General features: G+C 32.7%; 15 protein-coding genes. 7 read left to right on the forward strand and 8 right to left on the reverse strand.

The features are described from left to right. Positions 1 to 116 precede the first annotated feature (116 nt). The 4 genes from AC8GF4_RS15810 to AC8GF4_RS15825 all read right to left on the reverse strand — a co-directional run bounded on the left by AC8GF4_RS15810 (position 117) and on the right by AC8GF4_RS15825 (position 8988). The gene (locus AC8GF4_RS15810) at positions 117 to 2882 is read right to left on the reverse strand and encodes a PD-(D/E)XK nuclease family protein (protein ID WP_506595971.1); all 2766 of its coding nucleotides are present in this window, start codon (positions 2880 to 2882) and stop codon (positions 117 to 119) included. 73 nt (positions 2883 to 2955) lie between these two features. After that, positions 2956 to 4428 (reverse strand): OmpA family protein, encoded by a 1473-nt coding sequence (locus AC8GF4_RS15815; RefSeq protein ID WP_506595973.1) that lies wholly within the window; start codon positions 4426 to 4428, stop codon positions 2956 to 2958. 111 nt (positions 4429 to 4539) lie between these two features. Continuing rightward, the gene (gene kbl, locus AC8GF4_RS15820) at positions 4540 to 5733 is read right to left on the reverse strand and encodes a glycine C-acetyltransferase (protein ID WP_506595975.1); all 1194 of its coding nucleotides are present in this window, start codon (positions 5731 to 5733) and stop codon (positions 4540 to 4542) included. Between the two features lie 78 nt (positions 5734 to 5811). Then, positions 5812 to 8988: a UvrD-helicase domain-containing protein gene (locus AC8GF4_RS15825; protein ID WP_506595977.1), complete on the reverse strand. Its 3177-nt coding sequence runs from the start codon at positions 8986 to 8988 to the stop codon at positions 5812 to 5814. 291 nt (positions 8989 to 9279) lie between these two features. On the opposite strand from AC8GF4_RS15825, the gene AC8GF4_RS15830 reads away from it, so the two are divergent. Further along, complete coding sequence (locus tag AC8GF4_RS15830; protein WP_506595979.1) at positions 9280 to 9888, forward strand: superoxide dismutase; 609 nt, start codon at positions 9280 to 9282, stop codon at positions 9886 to 9888. A gap of 1433 nt (positions 9889 to 11321) precedes the next feature. On the opposite strand, the gene AC8GF4_RS15835 is transcribed toward AC8GF4_RS15830, so the two are convergent. The 4 genes from AC8GF4_RS15835 to purN form a co-directional block, all read right to left on the reverse strand. After that, positions 11322 to 13220: an amidophosphoribosyltransferase gene (locus tag AC8GF4_RS15835; RefSeq protein WP_506595981.1), complete on the reverse strand. Its 1899-nt coding sequence runs from the start codon at positions 13218 to 13220 to the stop codon at positions 11322 to 11324. Positions 13221 to 13358: 138 nt separating this feature from the next. After that, a complete protein-coding gene (locus AC8GF4_RS15840) occupies positions 13359 to 14282 on the reverse strand; it encodes a PfkB family carbohydrate kinase (RefSeq protein ID WP_506595983.1) in 924 nt (307 codons plus the stop codon). Positions 14283 to 14357: 75 nt separating this feature from the next. Then, positions 14358 to 14837: a ribonuclease HI gene (gene rnhA / locus AC8GF4_RS15845; protein WP_506595985.1), complete on the reverse strand. Its 480-nt coding sequence runs from the start codon at positions 14835 to 14837 to the stop codon at positions 14358 to 14360. 9 nt (positions 14838 to 14846) lie between these two features. After that, positions 14847 to 15416 (reverse strand): phosphoribosylglycinamide formyltransferase, encoded by a 570-nt coding sequence (gene purN / locus AC8GF4_RS15850; protein ID WP_506595987.1) that lies wholly within the window; start codon positions 15414 to 15416, stop codon positions 14847 to 14849. Between the two features lie 178 nt (positions 15417 to 15594). Here purN and AC8GF4_RS15855 point away from each other — a divergent pair, with 178 nt between their 5' ends. The 6 genes from AC8GF4_RS15855 (at position 15595) to susR (ending at position 21800) form a co-directional block, all read left to right on the forward strand. Continuing rightward, positions 15595 to 15831: an acyl carrier protein gene (locus AC8GF4_RS15855; RefSeq protein WP_007137004.1), complete on the forward strand. Its 237-nt coding sequence runs from the start codon at positions 15595 to 15597 to the stop codon at positions 15829 to 15831. 178 nt (positions 15832 to 16009) lie between these two features. Beyond that, complete coding sequence (gene fabF / locus AC8GF4_RS15860) at positions 16010 to 17269, forward strand: beta-ketoacyl-ACP synthase II (RefSeq protein ID WP_506595989.1); 1260 nt, start codon at positions 16010 to 16012, stop codon at positions 17267 to 17269. Beyond that, on the forward strand, positions 17269 to 18009 hold the full coding sequence (gene rnc, locus AC8GF4_RS15865) for a ribonuclease III (protein ID WP_506595991.1): 741 nt from the start codon (positions 17269 to 17271) through the stop codon (positions 18007 to 18009). The genes fabF and rnc overlap by 1 nt, the downstream gene beginning before the upstream one ends. A 114-nt stretch (positions 18010 to 18123) precedes the next feature. After that, a complete protein-coding gene (locus tag AC8GF4_RS15870) occupies positions 18124 to 18612 on the forward strand; it encodes an IPExxxVDY family protein (protein WP_506595993.1) in 489 nt (162 codons plus the stop codon). 5 nt (positions 18613 to 18617) lie between these two features. Next, positions 18618 to 20048: a pyruvate kinase gene (gene pyk / locus AC8GF4_RS15875; RefSeq protein ID WP_506595995.1), complete on the forward strand. Its 1431-nt coding sequence runs from the start codon at positions 18618 to 18620 to the stop codon at positions 20046 to 20048. 105 nt (positions 20049 to 20153) lie between these two features. After that, entirely contained in the window at positions 20154 to 21800 is a 1647-nt protein-coding gene (gene susR / locus AC8GF4_RS15880) for a SusR family glycan utilization regulator (RefSeq protein WP_506595997.1), read from the forward strand. Positions 21801 to 21910: the final 110 nt, after the last annotated feature.

The following is a 21910-nucleotide window of genomic DNA, read 5'->3' on the forward strand; positions in this document are numbered from 1 at the left end:
AATAATTGAAAGCTATTAATCCCCCAAAAAGAAGAGCAACAAAACTCACAGAAAGATTTATAGCAATAGTGCTTTTAAAAAACTCAAATAAGTTGCTCCATTTTTTGCGCATTCCTTTATAATATTTTCTCCTCAAAAGGAATTGTTACATCCAATATTTCATTCAACAACAAAACAATTTGCTCCAAATAATTGGATTGGATTTCTTGGTTAATAATAGAAACACTCTCTTTTTCTTCTTTGATATTAAAAGGCAAGAAACCAGATTTAAGATTTTTAAACGAAATAATTCCGGCCTCAATAGGTTTTCCATTAGCGTTTCCTTCATACATATAGGCGTATGCTAGAACCTGAATGATTTTGTCATTTTTAATATCATCCGTTAATCCTTTCCAAGATTTAAGCGAAACACTGGATTTCTCCACTTTACCCGTTTTGTAATCAATGATTCTGATGATACCGTTGCATTCTTCAATTCTGTCTACATTTCCCTTAATCAAAACTGGAAAAGGCAAACTTGGATGTTGCACGATTCTTTCAAATGTTTTTTCAAGTTCCAAAATCTTAATGGCATCTCCATTTTTAATACTTTCTAATTCGACTTTCAAGAAATTGAAAACATTTCGCTTGGCTACTTCAAAAGCCAATAAGTTCCTTCCTTTTTTGATTTCCCCTTCTTTGTAAACTACTTTAAATTGAATCAAAACTTCAGATTCAATTTTCTTGATACAATTTTGAATATCAATTTCAGAAATGAATTTACCAACGAAAGGTTCATACAAAACCCGTAAAGTTTCGTGAATGATAGTCCCCAAAGTATTCAACGCAATGTTTTCTTCAACTTCTTCGACTTCACTTATTCGTAAAATCTTTTGAAAATAAAACTGAATCGGATTCCGTATATAACTCGTCAATGCCGAGGGTGAAAACCCTTTTTCAGCAATTTCTTTTAACCTCAACATCACCTTTTCCGATTTCGGAATCACCATTGGTTGATACGCCGTTTCTGGTAAAACAGCATTGAAAATTTCGTGGGTTAAATTGTGCTTGGGTTGTTTCTCTACTTCTAGTTGGGTTATGAAACGACTTTTTTCTCCTGCATCCAAACCTTCACTTTCGGTATTATACAATAAATAAATATTTTTGGCTCGTTGCAACAAATGATAAAAGTGATAGGTATAAATAGCATCTTTCTCTTTAAAAGTAGGCAAACCCAATTCTCTTTTTACATCATAAGGAATAAAAGAATTTTGCGATTTACCCGCAGGGAACTTGCCTTCATTCATAGAAGTGATAATAACGGTTTCAAAATCCAATACTCTACTTTCGAGAACACCCATTATTTGCAATCCATTTAATGGCTCTCCTTCAAAAGAAACTTCCGCTAGATCAATTACTTGTTTGTAAATAGCATGTAATGTGTCAATCGTATCAATTTCTTTGTGTTGAGAATAATAATTAATTAACTTATTAATTACTTTAAAAATGGCATAAACAAAAGATTTGGTTATTTTTTCCTCTTCATTCTCATTACTCAAATTGTTTTTAACCAATAGTAACAACCTGGAGATTATTTCTAAAACAGCAATAGATCCTTTCTCCCATTTTTGAAATACAAGCAAGAATAAATCACTAGGATTAGCATTTAACTCCAATAATTTATGATGACTGATAAAAGTGTAATTATTTTTATTAATAATTCCAACCAATGCAGTTGTATTGGCATAAGGTTCAATTAACGGATGGGTTAGTACATCCAATACGTCTTTATAATAAAAAACATAGCTACTATTACTTCTAGACAATGCATTGGTATGCATTTTAAACAATTTAGCAATCAAAATTTGGGCCGGATTGTTTTTACTCGAATAGCCCATAGTAATATTCAAAGCTCCAACAGAATTTGGAAGAGAATACAAGAGTGGAATCAATAGGTTTTCCTCACCTAATACAATTGCCACTTTATCCAATGAGGCATTAGGGTTTTTACTATTGATTTTTTCAATAATACTACCTGCAATCTTGGCTTGTCCAATAGTTTTGGGTGTACCAATAACGTGAATGTTTTTGGGATTCGAAAAATCATCCACAATCCATTCAAAAGGATGAGATTTATAATACTTCCAGCTTTCCTTGAAACGTCTCACGAATAAACCTGCATCGTGATAGGGATCATTTAGAAATGTTTGGTCGACATCCCAATAAATTTTAGCTTGTTCATTTGCAATAAGATGTTGAATGATTTTTTCTTCAGAAGTATTCAAGGCATTAAAACCAGCAAATACAAATTGTTTTCCTTTAACTAATTTCGAAAAATCAAGTATTTTATTTACTGCTTCTCTGTAAATCAACCCTTGATATCCAAATCCTTTTTTTAGCAAATGCTCATAAAGAGATTGGTAGTAATTGGGCAATAATTTCCAAAAATCAATATAGTTTTCTAATAACTTAGTTTTATTTTCGACTTCAATCCCCCATTTTTTGATGTCTTCAATATCTTTTAAATAGGACAAAACATAATTGGAATCTAACAAATAGCGATCGATTTCATTAAAATCTTGTAAGAGTGTTTTAGCCCAATTGGCAAAAAGTTCAAAAGATTGTTGATCCTTTTTTAATGTAATGGATAAATATACTTCATAAAATTCAAATAATAATTCTATAGGGTCTATTGTTCTTATTCCGGCAATATCTTGAATTAAGTCTTCAATACTTATTATATCTGGCGAAAATATATTCTCTTTTGTTTGTCTTTTTAATGCTTCAATAAGAAATATTTTGGCGCGTTTATTGGGCAAAACTATTATTGTTTCGGCCAATATATTATTGTATTCTGTTATAATAACAGTTGCAATTTTATCTAAAAAAGAAATGTCTGTCATTTTATAAATATAAAAAAAGCCATTCAATTAAGAATGGCTTTTAATAAATATAATTTAAAAATATTTAAAAATATTATTTCATGTTAACTTTCATTCCAGAAGGTCCACCAACATAGATAACTTCTGTTCTTCTGTTTTCGGCTCTACCTTTAGCTGTTTTGTTAGAAGCAACTGGTTTTGTATCACCATATCCATTTGAAGTTAAATTCGCTGGGTTAATACCTCTTGCAACTAATGCATCAACTACAGCTTTAGATCTAGCTTGAGATAGTTTTTTGTTCATTGCTGGTTTACCAACATTGTCAGTATGACCATTAACTTCAAATCTAGCTTGTGGGTAGTTTTTCAAAATTTCTTTGATAGCATCCAAACTAGTTGCAGTTGCAGGTTTAGCAGCATCTAAAGTTGATTTACCTGTTACAAAGAAAATAGATCTAGCTTGAACTCTTAATTGCTCAACTACTTCTTGAGTAACCTCTGGACAACCTTTGTTGCTAGCAGGACCAGCTACAATTGGACAAGCGTCTTCTAAATCTGGAACACCATCTTTATCAGCATCTAAAACTGGAGGAATTGGACAACCATCATTTGAAGCAGGACCTGCAACAGTAGGACATTTGTCTAAAGCATCAGTTACACCATCTCCATCAGTATCTGGACAACCTTTAAATTGTTTCAAACCTGCAACAGTAGGACAAGCGTCATCAATATCTGCTACACCGTCTCCGTCTGTATCAGGACATCCTTGGAATTCAGCTGGACCAGCAATTGTAGGACATCTGTCTTTAGAATCTTCGATTCCATCAGCATCAGTATCAGGACAACCGTTGAATTGTTTTAAACCTGCAACTTCTGGACAAGCATCATCTTTGTCATAGATTCCGTCTCCATCAGTATCTTTAGCACCAAACTTGAAAGTAAGTCCTGCAGAATATTGAGTGTAAGAAGGAGCATCTGGAGTTTGAATTGCACCTGGATAATTTCTATCCCCAAAAGATTTTTTGTACACTCCTAATAAAGAAAGACCAACGTTTTCTGTAAACCAAAGGTTTAATCCAACACCAGGATTTACAGTTCCGTAACTTTCGTCACCTAAGAAAGTATAACCTCCACCAACGCTTAACGTAGGCTCAATTACTTTAGATTTAATTAATGACATGAAACTATAAGTTATAGTTGCATCTACTCCGTAGTACATTAAATCTCCAGGATTTACAGCTAAATAATCATTTTTATCTGGAGTAAGTCCTGCAACTGGAATTACATATTTATCAACTTGGTTGATAGAACCCGTTACTCCAACAATAAAACCAGAACCCACATATCTTGAAACGTTTAGGTAAGATACTGAAGGAAGAATGTTCCAGTTGTCACTTACTTTAAATGGCTGATCAAAATGACTCATAAAGTCTCCACCAGCACTAGATCTGTAGTCAATCGCGTTTACTCCGAAACCGATAGCCCATTTATTGTTACTGTCTTGTGCCTGAGAACTCAATCCCATCACCATCATACCAGCAACTAAAAGTTTGTTAAGATGTTTCATACTTTGTTTTTTTAATTACAATTAGTTAATTTCAAACAAAAGTAGGATGAATTTCTGTAACTTCAAAATAAAATGTTAAATAATACAATCCCAAAACAGAAAATTTAACAATTATATTACAGCAAGTCTCTTACCTACAATCACAAAGGCTTCAATTGCCTTGTCCAAATGGTCTTTTGTATGGGCCGCGGATAATTGCACTCTAATCCTAGCTTTATCTTTAGGGACCACAGGAAAAAAGAAACCAATTACATAAACCCCTTCTTTCAATAACTCATTGGCCATATTTTGAGCCAATTTTGCATCATATAACATCACTGGAACAATTGCTGAATCTCCTTCTACAATGTCAAAACCTGCATTCTTCATTCCTTTTTTGAAATAATTGGTATTCCACTCTAATTGATCTCTTAGTGAAGTGTCTTTTTCTAATAATTCAAAAACCTTAATTGAGGCACCCACAATTGCTGGAGCCAAAGAATTGGAGAATAAATAAGGCCTAGAACGTTGACGTAGCAATTCTATAATTTCTTTTTTGGCCGTCGTATAACCTCCCATAGCACCTCCTAGTGCTTTTCCTAAAGTTCCCGTAATAATATCGACACGCCCCATTACACCTTTGGCTTCGAGAGTCCCTTTTCCTGTAGCACCTATAAAACCAGCTGCATGACACTCATCCACCATTACCAATGCATCATACTTATCCGCAAGATCACATATTTTATCCAATGGCGCTACAATTCCATCCATTGAGAAAACACCGTCAGTAACTATTATTTTAAAACGAGCTCCTGCCTCATTTGCTTTAATTAATTGCTGTTCTAAATCGTACATATTGCTATTTTCATAACGATAACGAGCTGCTTTACACAAACGAACACCGTCTATAATAGAAGCATGATTTAAACTATCCGATATAATGGCGTCATTTTCCCCAAACAAAGGTTCAAAAACACCTCCATTGGCGTCAAAAGCCGCAGCATATAATATAGTATCTTCTGTTCCGTAAAAATCGGCTATCTTTTTTTCTAAAGTTTTATGAATATCTTGTGTTCCGCAAATGAAACGTACCGATGACATTCCGAAACCATGTGTATCCATAGCGTCTTTGGCCGCTTGAACTACTTCTGGATGTGAAGAAAGTCCCAAATAATTATTGGCACAAAAATTTAAAACGGTTTCTCCTGTTGAAATAGTAATTTCAGCTCCTTGTGGCGAAGTAATTATTCTTTCTTTTTTGAAAATTCCGTTTTCCTCAATAGTTTGAAGTTCAGACTGTAAATGTTGTTGAATTTTACCGTACATTTTATTTTGATTTAAAAGCTAAAAGTTTAGAGCCCAAAAGTACTTCAAACTTCTATTATTTGACAATTAATTTATTTTTTACAAATGTACTACATCGATTTCGGTTCCTATATATACCAAAGCTTTTTTTACTACTTTGTAGCCCATCTTCTCAATAGCCATTTGATAATTATCCAATTGAAATTTATACTTTGCATTAGAAAGCCCCGTTTTGTAATCCAATAAAAAAACTTCTCTTTCTTTATTAATCGCTATTCGGTCAGGTTTTATTGTCCCTCCTTCTTTTTGAATAATCGTTTTTTCATTCAAAACCTCGTTACCTTCAGCAAAATGCATTTCTAAATCTTTATGATTTACGATTTCAATAATCGTATTGTAAACAATTTCCTTCTGAAGTGTCGAAATTAATCCGTTTTCAAGGGCTTTATTTATAGCTTGTTCTACATCATTTTTTGTGGTTACAAAAGAAAGAATTTCGTGAATTACATTACCAAATTCAATTGCTTCCTGTTGGTATGTTCCCCACATTAATGCTTCCTTTTGTGCTATTTTTATATTTTTAGGGTTCAATACCTCCAAAACTACTGGGATATTCTTTGTTGTATCTATATGTTTTTCTTTGACAGACAACTTTGCAGGATTTCCAAAAGGATACTCCAATTGATTTTCATCGTAAAGCCCTTGCTGAATCAAATATTTTATAAAAAAAGAAGCCATATTACTCGGATATTCTCCATCCTTCCTTGGCTTAACATTTTGAGAAATAATATACAATTGCTCTTCGGCTCGGGTCAAAGCCACATACAACACATTAATATTATCCAACAATTCTTCTTGCTTCTTTAAATTATAAACCGCCGAAGCTGCTGAACCAAATTCTTCAATAGCGCTACTGTTATCCACCAGCACTTTTGGCATGTCAAAATCTTGTTCTTCTGAGTTAAGCCACAATTTATCTTTCGGTTTTCTGTTGTAATCTTCTTCGGCAAATGGCATAATCACAACTGGAAATTCTAATCCTTTTGATTTGTGAATCGTCATAATTCGTACGGCATTTGTCCCTTCTGGAGAAGGAATGCTAAATTTCTCTGAATTTTTATCCCAATAATTAAGAAAGTCCGAAATACCCGCTTGATTGCGGACATCACGTTCGAGAACAATGTCTAGGAAATACTGAACATATGCTGTTCCTATCGAAGATGAATTTTCAGTTTCATTGATCTTTAGGAATTTTGAAACAATAATTTCAACTGCTTCGTACAATGATTTTTTCCTAATGTTTTGAAACGAAAGCGCAATATTGCAGTTCTCTAACCATTGTTCAAAAGCCAGTTCCTCTTTCAATTCCATTCCTTTGGCTATAAAATCGTGAACAGGCAATTCCTTTTGTTTGTTTTGTGCCAAGTATTGTAAAACGTTGGCTTTTGATTCTAAATCGGAACTGTTTTTTAAATATTTTAATAGGTGAATTATCAACCGAACTTCGGTCGCGTTTTGAATCATCAAAGTTTCGGAGGACAAAAGCGGAATGCTTTGTTCTGTCAAATAATTGGCAATAGCTATTCCTTGACTTCTTTTTCGAGTGAGAATTACAATGTCTTTGAATTCAAATCCTTCGTTGATAACTTTTTGAATGGTGTTTAAAGTCGCTAAAACATATTGTGCCGTTTTATCCAGAGTCTCTTCATCGTCACTTTCTTGCTCTTCAATTTTGGGCAAAAAAGAAATATTCACATAGCCACCTTCTTTATTATTAATCTTCTGACGGCTGTGATTTTCATATAAATCTTTATAATCAGCGTTGTTAAATTCGTACGACAACAATTGAAAGAAATCATTATTGAATTCGATTACCTTCGAAAAACTTCTATAATTTTTGTCTAAATGTTCTAATTTTTTATCGGGATTGTTGAAAGGGTTTTGGTCTTTACTTAATTCTATAAATTGCTCTGCTTTTCCACCTCGCCAGCGGTAAATGGATTGTTTGGGGTCGCCAACAATCATCAATGTCCCTTTTTGACCCGAATCATCTTGACCCGAAAGCGCATTATCAATGAGCGGAATAAGGTTTTGCCATTGCATTTCGGAAGTATCTTGAAATTCGTCTATAAAAAAGTGGCGGTAGCGTTCTCCCAATCGTTCATATATAAAAGGAGCAGGTTGGTTTTGGATTTCGCGATGAATAATCGCATTGAACTCCGTTATCGAAAGTACGTTTTGCTCGTTCTGAATTTTGGCCAATTCATTGCTTACCGTATTCAATAAAGATAAAGGGGTTATGTTTTTTAAGAATGCCTTGTAGAAATTCCGTTTTTCGAAGTTCTTGTAAATTTCTGCAAGAGTATTTAGTAAATCGGGAATGATATTTTCTATTAAAGCTCTGTCTTTGGCTGTTTTATTAATAGCAATGTCTTCGAACTCGCGAAACATTTTATTTTTTGGATTGAACTTTTCATCCGCAATACTTTGAAGATGATTTGGAAAAGTTCCTCTGGAGAATGATTTTAAATCAATTCCATTTTTTTCAATTAATGATAACGATGTTTCGGCAAGGGTTGCATTTTCTTTTTCTAAAGCTGCACATACTTTAACTAATTTTTCTTTTACAGCTATAAAATCACTTATCGATTTATCGTGAAATTGAACAATCTCGTTTCGATTATTTTCATTTAGGACTAATCTTCCTGTTTCTAGAATTTCCCGTGAGATGTCCCAAGATTTATCATCATCGGTTTTTTCCATCGTGAAATCGATAAGTAATTTGGTCAGGGTTTCGTCTTCTCCTGCTTGTGCAATGATTGCATCTACGGCTTCAATCAATAAGTTTTCGGTATCCAAAGTTACTTCGAAAGTCATGGGCAACCCCAAATCGTGGGCGAAAGCACGAATCACTTTATGCGTAAATTTATCAATGGTCGAAATATCAAAAGCAGCATAATTGTGAATAATGTGTTTGATGATTTGCTGTGATTTGGTTTTAATCTGAATGATTGAAAGCGCTGTATCCACAGCCAAATCCTTCATTAAATCCAACGCTTTGGCATTGGGTTCGTCTTTGGCAAATTCGGACAAACTGCCTACGATTCGGCTTTTCATTTCATGCACCGCTTTGTTGGTAAACGTAATGGCTAGGATATTGCGATATGCGTCATTCTTATTTGCCGTGAGAATGATTTTGAGGTATTCTTTGACAAGAGCGTATGTTTTTCCGGAACCTGCGGAAGCGTCATATATAGCGAAAGAAGGTCTTTCCATTGGATTTTAGAATGTTGATTAACGATTTTAGATTTCTGATATATACTAAAGCTTCCTGAAAACCCTGATGCCCTAGCCCTGATAGCAGTAGAAATCCTTTTCTTTTTTTTCTTTAAAAAAAGAAAAGATTGCAACGGATAGCAGGAAATAGCTCCTAATTACAGGGATTTGTTTAAACCGAATTTAACTATCATTTTATTTGATGAAATTATAACAAAATAGAATTTTATATTCCAAAGTTAAATGTTTAAATTTGAATAAAATATTTATAAATCATTAAACAACTATATTATGGCTTTTGAATTACCACAATTACCTTATGCGTATGACGCATTAGAACCTCATATTGATGCTCGTACGATGGAAATTCACCATTCTAAACATCATAATGCTTATACAACAAATTTGAATGCAGCGGTTGCTGGGACTGATTTAGAAGGAAAAACTATCGAGAACATTTTAATTAACCTAGATAAAACGAATGCAGCGGTTCGTAATAATGGTGGTGGTTTTTACAATCATAATTTGTTTTGGACTGTGATGTCTGCAAATGGCGGTGGGTTACCAACTGGTGAATTGCTAGAGGCTATTGAAAGTTCATTTGGTACTTTTGAAGAATTTAAAGCAAAATTTGCTAAAGCTGGAGCTACACAATTTGGTTCTGGATGGGCTTGGTTATGTGTGCAAAAAGGGGGTAAACTAGAAGTTTGTGGAACTCCAAATCAAGACAATCCGTTGATGCCAGAAGTTGGTTGTGATGGTACTCCGATACTTGCTATGGATGTATGGGAACATGCTTATTACTTGAATTATCAAAATAGAAGACCCGATTATATTGAAGCTTTCTTTAATGTTATTAACTGGACTGAAGTATCAAGACGTTTTGCTTTAGAGAAATAGTTTAGGAGAAAATAGAGTACAAAATATAGAGAATAGACGGATGAACTTTGGGTTTGTTCGTCTATTTTTTTTATCTCTCTTTTCTATTCTCTCTTTTCTATTCTCTTTCGAGACTTTATTCCAATAAAAAAGGTGAAATGTTACTTTCACCCTTTTTGCCCCAAATCTACCATAAACTTAACCTACTAAAATCATGGTGGTCAAATATACATTAGCTATATAGATTAAAAAAAATTATTCGATGAATGTTCATTAAACTCGTTAAAAAACTATATTCTGATTATCAGCGTATTTATCAATAAAACTTTCAGATAAAAATATTATAAACAAAAAAAACCTTGACTTTATTCCAATAAAAAAGGTGAAATGTTACTTTCACCCTTTTTGCCCCAAATCTACCATAAACTTAACCTACTAAAATCATGGTGGTCAAATATACTGTGGCTTTATAGATTAAAAAAAATTATTCGATGAATGTTCATTAAACTCGTTAAAAAACTATATTTCTGATTATCAGCGTATTTATCAATAAAACTTTCAGATAAAAATATTATAAACAAAAAAAACCTTGACTTTATTCCAATAAAAAAGGTGAAATGTTACTTTCACCCTTTTTGCCCCAAATCTACCATAAACTTAACCTACTAAAATCATGGTGGTCAAATATACTGTGGCTTTATAGATTGAAAAAAAATATTCGATGAATGTTCATTAAACTCGTTAAAAAACTATATTTCTGATTATCAGCGTATTTATCAATAAAACTTTCAGATAAAAATATTATAAACAAAAAAATGCTTTGACTTTATTCCAATAAAAAAGGTGAAATGTTACTTTCACCCTTTTTGCCCCAAATCTACCATAAACTTAACCTACTAAAATCATGGTGGTCAAATATACTGTGGCTTTATAGATTAAAAAAAATTATTCGATGAATGTTCATTAAACTCGTTAAAAAACTATATTTCTGATTAACAGCGTATTTATCAATAAAACTTTCAGATAAAAATATTATAAACAAAAAAATGCATTGACTTTATTCCAATAAAAAAGGTGAAATGTTACTTTCACCCTTTTTGCCCCAAATCTACCATAAACTTAACCTACTAAAATCATGGTGGTCAAATATACTGTGGCTATATAGATTAAAAAAAATTATTCGATGAATGTTCATTAAACTCGTTAAAAAGCTATATTTCTGATTACCAGCGTATTTATCAATAAAACTTTCAAATAAAAATATTATAAACAAAAAAAACACCTTGACTTTATTCCAATAAAAAAGGTGAAATGTTACTTTCACCCTTTTTGCCCCAAATCTACCATAAACTTAACCTACTAAAATCATGGTGGTACAAATATAACTTGAGAAATAATTTTTTTAAAATAAACTCGATGAAATACCTACAAACCCGTTTATCTGGTGAATATCGTTAATATGCTCTGGCATCTTTCCCTTCATAAAAATTCATAAAAGCTCTGTTTACAACCCTGTTTCCTCCAGGAGTAGGATAATCACCAGTAAAATACCAGTCTCCAAGATTTTTAGGACAAGCAACATGTAAATCTTCTACAGTTTGAAAAATAATTTTTACCTCAGCATTAATGTCTGGTGAACTTAATAACTCAGCAATTTTATTAGAAACTTCTTGTGGAGTAAATGGTTCGTATATTGCTGTTACATAATTTACAACATCATTATCATGATAATTTTCCTGCTCTTTACATTTTGCATAAACCTCGTCTACAACATGATATAGATTTCTCTCTTTCAACAACTCTAATGCTGCTTTGAAAGCTACTAATCCTTCCAGTTTTGCCATATCAATTCCATAACAATCCGGGAAACGTATTTGTGGTGCAGAAGAAACAATTACAATTCTTTTTGGATTCAAACGATCCATCATTTTGATGATGCTCATTTTTAGGGTTGTCCCTCTTACTATACTGTCATCAATTATAACCAAATTATCAGTTGGTTTTATGACTCCATAAGTAACATCATAAACGTGAGCTACTAAGTCATCTCTACTACTGTCTTCTGTAATAAAAGTTCTTAGTTTTGCATCTTTTATAGCTACTTTTTCTGTTCTAATTTTTACTGAAAGTAATTTTTCAAGTGTTTCTTCATTTAATAGATCTCTGTTTTGAAGAATATAATTTTTCTTTCTTTGATTCAAGAAATCTTGAGCTGCTTCTACTAATCCATAAAAAGAAGTTTCGGCAGTGTTTGGAATATAGGAGAATACCGTATTATCTGTGTCGTTGTCTATAGACTCCAAAACAGCAGGCAAGATAAGTTTTCCTAATTTTTTTCTTTCTTGATAGATTTCTGCATCACTTCCTCTAGAAAAATAGATACGCTCAAAAGAACAAGCTTTTTTTACAGTAGGAGTTAGAATTTCTTTCATAGAAACGTCTCCGTTTTTTTTAATTATAAGAGCACTTCCTGGATCAATCTCTTTAACCTTGTCAAAAGGAACATTAAAAACAGTTTGAATTACGGGACGTTCAGAAGCCACTACAACAATTTCATCATCTTGATAATAATATGCAGGTCGTATTCCGGCAGGATCTCTAAATACAAAAGCATCTCCATGACCCAAAAGGCCAGCCATTGCATATCCTCCATCCAAATTTTTGGAAGATCGTTCTAATATTTTAGCAACATCCAATCGTTCTGCAATTACTGGTGAAGCTTCTCTTTTTGATAGTCCTTCCAATTTACAATCTTGATACAATTGCATCACTTCTTTATCCAAAAAATGACCGATTTTTTCCATTACAGTAACGGTATCTGCCATTTCCTTTGGATGTTGTCCTAATTCTACCAAGTTTTGGAAAAGTTCTTTGACATTGGTCATATTAAAATTTCCAGCTAAAATTAGATTTCGATGCATCCAATTGCTTTGACGTAGAAAAGGGTGCACACTTTCGATACTATTTTTTCCGAAAGTACCATATCGAACGTGGCCTAAAAACAATTCTCCAATGTATGGAATATTGGCTTTCAGTTGTGGAACATCATCTGCATATTCAGGATGAGCCACCATTTCTTCGTTTATTCTATCGTTTATTTGTTTAAAAACATCTTGAATCGGTTGCGCATGATTGGATCGAACGCGGCTTATGTATCTTTCACCTGGCTCCACATCCATTTTTATGCTTGCAAAACCTGCACCGTCTTGACCACGGTTGTGCTGTTTTTCCATAAGCAAATACATTTTTTGTATGCCATAGAATGCGGTCCCGTATTTTTCTTTATAGAATTCTAAAGGTTTAAGAAGTCTTATTAAAGCTATACCACATTCGTGTTTTAAAGCGTCGCTCATTGTGTTTGTGTTTGTAGTTATTGGTATTTAAATGGTAACAAAATATTTTTAAGAATTCACATCGCGTAAATTCGTACTCTTTTTTATACTAATTGACTGTAGTAATCAAAAAAGCCTCGTTTCCGAGGCTTCAGAACTTTACAATTCTATTTCAAACTGGGTCAAAGATTTGAACTGTTTCAACCTTGAGACCACTTCCTTTTTATCTAAATCAATCATTCTTTCGGTTCCGAATTTCTCAACACTAAACGAGGCCAAATTTGAACCGTATATTACCGCTTTTTTCATGTTGTCAAAAGAAACATTTTCGCTTTGAGTAATAAACCCTGCAAAACCTCCTGCAAAAGTATCTCCAGCTCCTGTTGGGTCAAACACTTCTTCTAATGGTAATGCTGGAGCAAAGAAAATTTCTTCTCCATGAAACAACAAAGCGCCATGTTCTCCTTTTTTGATTACCACATATTTTGGTCCCATCTCATGGATTTTCGCAGCTGCTTTTACTAATGAATATTCTCCAGAAAGTTGACGCGCTTCTTCATCGTTAATTGTAATTACATCCACTCTTTTGATGATTTCCAATAATTCTGGTAAAGCACAATCCATCCAGAAATTCATTGTATCCAAAACAACCAATTTGGGTTTTGTTTCCATTTGATCCAAAACACTGCTTTGTACCAAAGGATGCAGATTTCCTAACATCACAATTTCGGCATTTTTATAATCTTGAGGTACTTTTGGTTGAAAATCGGCCAAAACATTAAGTTCGGTAACCAAAGTGTCTCTTGAATTCAAATCATTGTGGTACAGCCCACTCCAGAAAAAAGTTTTACCTCCTTTAACAACTTCAATTCCAGAAATATCAATATTTCTATCGGTCAACAAATCCAAATATACTTGTGGAAAATCATCACCAACTACAGATACTATAGCCGATTTTACATTAAAAAAAGAAGCTGAAATTCCAATATAAGTGGCAGCTCCACCTAGAATTTTGTCTGTTTTCCCGAAAGGAGTTTCAATTGCGTCGAAAGCTACTGTTCCAACAATCAATAATTTATTCATTTGATGAGTTTCGAATTAGGGTGCAAAGATACTTCTAAAGTTGCAAAATAGCAAAGATTGATTCTCTCAAAGTTTTCACAAAAATTTCCCTTCTTCTTTTTCGTAAAATGCATCAATCGAAAGTTGTTTTTGTGTTGCGGCCATCACAGCCAATTCATCACATCTTTCATTTTGTGGATGATTATTATGCCCTTTTATCCATTTAAAATCTACTTGGTGTTTTTTGTATATAATTAAAAAACGTTTCCAAAGATCTGGATTTTTTTTACCTACAAAGCCTTTTTTTTCCCAGCCAAAAACCCATTTTTTTTGTACAGAGTCTACAACGTATTTAGAATCTGAAATTACTAAAACCGAAGTATTCTCATTTTTGAGCTTTTCCAAACCAACTATAACACCCAAAAGCTCCATTCTATTATTGGTTGTATATCGAAAACCTTCGTAGAATTCCTTTTTATAAGGTTTTCCAACCCATTCCATAACAACACCATAACCGCCGTTTCCAGGATTGCCTTTTGCAGCCCCATCTGTATATATATGTACGTCGTATTTCAAAGTCTGAAATTATAAGTTATAAGTTATAAGTTTTTCAATTACCTCTGGAAAATAGCGCTGTTCCAAAGTATGGATTTTAGCAGCAACCGATTCGGGCGTGTCTGTTTCAGAAAGAGAGACGCTCTGTTGATAAATAATATTTCCTTCATCATAATTTTCATTTACATAATGAATAGTAATTCCGGTCTCTATTTCTCTATTCTCGATTACGGCATTATGAATATGCATTCCATACATTCCCTTCCCTCCAAATTTTGGTAACAGTGCCGGATGTATATTTATGATTTGATTTGGATAATTTTCTATCAAATTTTCAGGAAATTTTAACAAAAAACCAGCTAAAACAATTAAATCAGGATGAAAATTTGCGACTTTTTGTAATACATTTCCTTTAAATAATTCTTCTTTTGAAAAAATAACGGTCGGAACCGATAATTTTTTAGCCTTTTCAAGTACAGTTGCATTTGAATTATTTGTAAAAACTGCTACTACAGTTCCTGTAGTTCTATTGTCAAAATATTTTATAATATTTTCAGCGTTAGTCCCCGATCCAGAAGCAAATATCAGTATTTTTTTCATAATTCGATTATTTAAATTTATGCAAAAAAAGGCATAAAAAATGAAAATAAATAGGAATAAGAAATCTTTGTTGAAATTAATTTTATAAATTAGTGCTCACATTTATTAACTAAATAGTTGTTTTAAAATAAAGTTGTTTTATTTTTGCCAACAAATTAAATTCTAAAATTAAAAGATTATGTCAGACATTGCATCAAGAGTAAAAGCGATTATCGTAGACAAATTAGGTGTTGACGAAAACGAAGTTGTAACAGAAGCAAGCTTCACTAATGATTTAGGAGCTGACTCATTAGACACTGTAGAGCTTATTATGGAATTCGAAAAAGAATTTGATATTCAAATTCCAGACGATCAAGCAGAAAACATTGCTACTGTAGGTCAAGCTATCTCATACATCGAGGAAGCTAAAAAATAATAAATAAGCACCCGAATATACTTTTGTATTCGGGTGTTATTATTTTTTTAAATTAAATTTTCGGTTGAATTTCAATCAAACTATATTTATATTATAATACCCATGAATCTTTTATAATACTTTTAAAGTATAGAAAGCATGGGCTTTATTTGTTTAAAGATAACAAAACAAAAACGTTATGGTTTTAAGAAGAGTTGTTGTAACAGGATTAGGTGCTCTTACTCCCATTGGAAATAATATTCAAGAATATTGGAATGGTCTTATTAACGGTATTAGCGGTGCGGCACCAATAACCTATTTTGATGCTGCAAAGTTTAGAACACATTTTGCTTGTGAATTAAAAAACTTTAATGTTGAAGAATTTATCGACAGAAAAGAAGCCCGTAAAATGGATCGCTATGCGCAATATGCGATGGTTTCTTCAGACGAAGCTATGAAAGACGCTAATTTTAATTTGGATACCATAGACAAAGATCGCGCAGGAGTAATTTGGGGATCTGGAATCGGTGGTTTAGAAACTTTTCAAATAGAAGTTCTTAATTTTGCTGCTGGTGATGGTACTCCAAAATTCAACCCTTTCTTTATTCCTAAAATGATTTCAGATATTGCTTGCGGGCATATTTCTATAAAATACGGTTTTAGAGGACCCAATTTTGCAACAGTATCTGCTTGTGCCTCTTCTACAAATGCTATTATAGACGCATTCAATTATATTCGTTTAGGGCATGCCGATATAATGGTTACTGGTGGTTCTGAAGCAGCTGTAACAATTGCAGGTATGGGTGGATTTAATGCAATGCACGCTTTATCAACTAGAAATGATGATCCTAAAACAGCTTCCAGACCTATGGATAAAGACCGTGATGGTTTTGTATTAGGCGAAGGTGCTGGTGCTTTAATACTAGAAGAATACGAACATGCTGTAGCTCGTGGGGCAAAAATATATTGTGAAATTGGTGGAGGCGGTATGTCTGCAGATGCTTATCATATTACTGCACCACACCCAGAAGGATTGGGTGCCAAAAACGTAATGTTAAACTGTCTAAGAGATGCAGGTTTAAAACCAACAGATGTTGATGGTGTAAACATGCACGGTACATCAACACCTCTTGGTGATTTAGCAGAATCTAAAGCAATTGAACATGTATTTGGTGATCATGCTTACACTATGAATCTGAATTCTACAAAATCAATGACAGGGCATTTACTTGGCGCAGCAGGTGCAATAGAAACAATTTCTTCTATCCTTTCATTACAACACGGAATTGTACCTCCTACTATTAATCATTTTACAGATGATGAAAACATTGATTCTAAATTGAATTTCACTTTTAATGTGGCTCAAAAAAGAGAAATGAATGTAGTTATGAGTAACACATTTGGTTTTGGTGGTCATAATGCTTGTGTATTGGTTAAAAAATTAGATTTTAAAGCTTAATGCGTATAATTAGAAAAATATTCTCGAAATCCCGTTCTCTAGAAGACGGGATTTTTTTTGATACCATACAGCCAATACTTGGTTTCAGCCCAATAAATTTAGAATTTTATAAAAAAGCCTTCACCCATCGCTCTTCCAACAAGCTGGATATAAAAGGGAATCCTGTTAATTATGAGAGACTTGAATTCTTAGGAGACGCAATGTTGAGCTCAGTAATTGCTGCTTATTTATTTAATGAAGCTCCACTAGGAGATGAAGGATATTTAACAAAAATGCGATCCAAAATTGTAAGTAGAGAACATTTGAATGAGTTAGGAAAAGATTTAAATCTTATCCGATTTATCGAAAGCAAAGTCCCTGTCCATCATTTTGGGGAAAATATTCATGGCAATATCTTTGAATCATTAGTTGGGGCTATATACCTTGACCGAGGATACGAATACTGTGAAAAATTCATACAAAAAAGAGTAATCATTCCTTATGTGGATATTGCAAGACTAGAAGGAAAAGTTATTAGCTATAAAAGTTTAGTAATCGAATGGTGTCAAAAAGAAAAAAAACTTTTTAATTATGACATTTTTGAAGACAATGCTATTGACGGACAGCGACTATTTGGAGTGAAACTTAGTATTGACGAAAAAGTAATAGCAAAAGCAAGAGCTACTTCAAAAAAGAAAGCAGAAGAAAAGGCTTCTCAAAGAGCCTACTTTGCATTTCAAGAAAAAATTGACAGAAAATAACTATTCCGTTATTAAAACTACATCGTTTTCGTTAATAAAATATCAAAATCATAGCTATTTGGCGACTCTTTGCTTGAATAGAAATGCTATATTTACATCTTATTTTTTAATGAAATGGCAGTTCACAAATTAGATATTGGCGAATTTGACGAAATAGATTACTGTCTAATTGCTATACATACTTCATTAGAAGACTATAGATTGGCTTATTATATCAATCAAAAACTTAATGTAAATTTGAATAAATCTGATAAGGAAATTCAAATTACAGTTAAAGAAGGAGAAGCACATTTTTCTAGATTTCATTATTATGAAACAAAGAATGACATTTCTTGGGATTTAATTCAGAATAAAAATGAAGTTATTATAATACAAAATGAAAGTAATCAAAGTTTATTTTCGAATGTAAATTTAGAAGTAGCCACAAAGGTATATATGCTTCCTGAATTTAAAAAAGTAGATTACTTTTTGAAAGTAGATAATAGTGAGAACGATTTAAATATATTGAGAATACAGAATGCTTTGAATACCATTTATAATATTGCAACAATATATATTATTGATACAAATAAAATAAAATCTAAAAACAATTTAATTTTTTAATACAAATGCTTACAAACAAAAAAACCAAAATTGTAGCCACACTTGGGCCTGCATGTAGTACACGAGAGATCATTAAAGACATGATTGAAGCAGGTGTAAATGTATTTAGAGTAAATTTTTCACATGCCGATTACGAAGATGTTAAAAACAAAATAGGCATTATACGTGGAATAAATGAAGAATTTGGATATACTACTGGAATACTTGGTGATTTACAAGGACCAAAACTTCGTGTTGGAGTTATGGAAGATGGTGTAGTAGTTAATGATGGTGACTTAATCACTTTTACCACTGCAGAAAATATTTTAGGTACTTCAAAGAAAGTATTCATGAAATATAAAAACTTTCCAAATGACGTAAATCCTGGTGAGAGAATATTACTAGATGACGGAAAACTAATTTTCGAAATCGTAGAAACAGACAAAAAAACAGAAGTAGTTGCCAAAGTTATACAAGGTGGCGAATTGAAATCTAAGAAAGGGGTGAACTTACCTAACACAAAGATTTCTTTACCTGCAATGACAGAGAAAGATGTTGCTGATGCCATTTTTGCAATTGAACAAAAACTAGATTGGATTGCACTTTCATTTGTAAAAACACCAAGAGACTTACAAGATTTGCAAGAATTAATAGCAAAACATTCTGATTATAAAATCCCAATTATTGCTAAAATCGAAATGCCTGAAGCATTAGAAAACATTGATAGAATTGTTGCTTATTGTGATGCATTGATGGTTGCTCGTGGTGACTTAGGTGTTGAGCTTCCTGCACATGAAGTGCCATTAGTTCAAAAAGAATTAATCCGAAGAGCCAAAACTGCTAGAATCCCTGTTATTGTTGCCACTCAAATGATGGAAACAATGATTACAAGTTTAACACCAACACGTGCCGAAGTAAATGATGTTGCAAATTCTGTAATGGATGGTGCTGATGCTGTAATGCTTTCTGGAGAAACTGCTACTGGTAATTATCCAGTACAAGTTATTCAAAAAATGACTCAAATCATTGAAGCAGTTGAAGACTCTCCACTTATCCAAGTGCCTCAAAATTCTCCACAAGTAAGAACCAATCGTTTTATTACAAAAACTATTTGTCAACATGCAGCTATTATGGCGAATGTCATTAAGGCGAAAGCAATCTGTACTTTAACCAATAGTGGATATACTGCTTTCCAAATTTCGGCTTGGAGACCTTCTGCACATATTCTAGTTTTCACTTCCAATAAAAGAATTTTAACTCAACTAAATTTATTATGGGGAGTAAAATCTTTTTATTATGAAAAATCAGTGAGTACTGACGACACTGTAACTGATGTGAATAATATCGTTAAACAAAAGGGATTTGTAAAAAAAGGTGATTTCTTAATTAACCTTGCCGCAATGCCAATTACTGATAAAGGAATGGTAAATACCTTAAGAGTTTCAGAAATAGAATAAATTTTTTATTCTTTAAAATATAAAACCGTCTTGTATCTTTTATGATTCAAGGCGGTTTTTGCTTTTAATTTTTTGATTATTTTTACAAAAACAAATCCTACTTGAATGAATCGCTTCCTACTTTTGGTTACAATTTCAATTTTATCTTTCCCTTTATTTGCCCAAAATAATTCAGATGAACTATTGCTTGAAATTGACAAAACTATTGAAAACAATTCTTTTTATACTCAAAAGAAAGAACACGAAATTACCCAACTAAAAAAAATAGAAAAGTATAAAGACACACCGATTCAAAAGTATGAGATTACGAGAAAATTATATGATGATTACAAGTCGTACCAATCGGATTCGGCTTTGGTTTATGCTAAAAGAAATTTACAGATAGCAGAAGATTTAAACGAACCTGAAAAATTTAATCACTCCAAATTGAATCTCGTAGCCATAATGGGCACTTTAGGCATGTACAAAGAAGGAATTGATGCATTGAATGCTATAAAAATTGGATCGACTCCCAATTTAAAAGGTTCTTTTTATGGTGTGACAAGAGTCATTTATGGACAAATGGCCGATAATGCTTCTTCGCAACACGAAAAAGAAAAATATCTTTTGCTTTCCAAACAATACCGTGATTCGTGCGTCAATTTTTATCCAACAAATTCTACACCATACATTATAGCAAAGGCCGATTGGTATTTGGATCATAAAAAACATAAAAAAACGCTTGATTTACTGCTTCCTTATTTTCCAAAGATTCATCAAAACGATCCCAATCGGGCAATTATAGCCTATATCATTTCGCAAGCATATAAACAAAAAAAAGATAAGAATCAGGAGGAAAAATGGCTCAGTATTTCGGCATTATCTGATTTACAGTTAGCCAAAAAAGAATACATTTCGTTGCGTTCACTAGCGTTCCTGCTATATGAAAAGGGTGATATCGACAGAGCCTATACTTATATCAAACGTTCACTCGATGATGCAGTTCTTTGTAATGCTCGCTTGAGAACTTACGCGATTTCAAAGATGCTGCCCATCATCAGTGAATCGTATCAAAAGCAAAATGAAACCAATAGATTTCAATTGGTTGTGTTTTTAATCAGTGCTGGTTTATTGGTTCTAATTCTTCTAGCACTTTTGCTTTTGTTATTCCAACAAATGAAAAAATTATCCAGCGCCAAAAAGGACTTGAGTTTTGCTAATGATAAACTTTCAGAATTGAATGTTGAACTAAATACTTTTAATGAAAAATTAAATCTTTCGAACAACACCTTGACAGAAGCTAATTTTTTGAAAGAAATATATATTGGTCGCTACATGGATCAATGTTCCGATTATTTAGGAAAACTGGATGAATACCAACGAAAATTAAATGTATTGGCAACTACAGGAAAAATTAATGATTTGGTAAGCACCGTAAAATCAAAAGAATATATTGAGAATGAACTAAAAGAGTTTTATAACAACTTCGACAAAACCTTTTTGCAACTCTTTCCTAATTTCATTATTGATTTTAATTCCTTATTAATTCCGGAAGAATCCATTCAATTAAAAGATGACGAGCAACTCAATACCGAATTGAGGATTTTTGCGCTCATTCGTTTGGGAATAAAAGATAGCGCCAAAATTGCTGTTTTTCTTCGCTATTCAATTTCAACTATCTACAATTACCGTTCGCAACTCAAAAATAAATCGGCTGGACCAAGAGACGAGTTTGAAGAAAAAGTAATGCAAATTGGAACAAACAGCAAATAAAGACTTCTCATTTTAGAACTTTATTTCAATTAAAATCATGATTCTTTAAATTTTTGACCTACTTCATTACCACTTTTTTTTAAATTTAAATAGATGTAAATTATTCATTA

The organism is Flavobacterium rarum (SeqCode) (assembly GCF_965234445.1).
Classification (GTDB): Bacteria; Bacteroidota; Bacteroidia; order Flavobacteriales; family Flavobacteriaceae; genus Flavobacterium; species Flavobacterium rarum.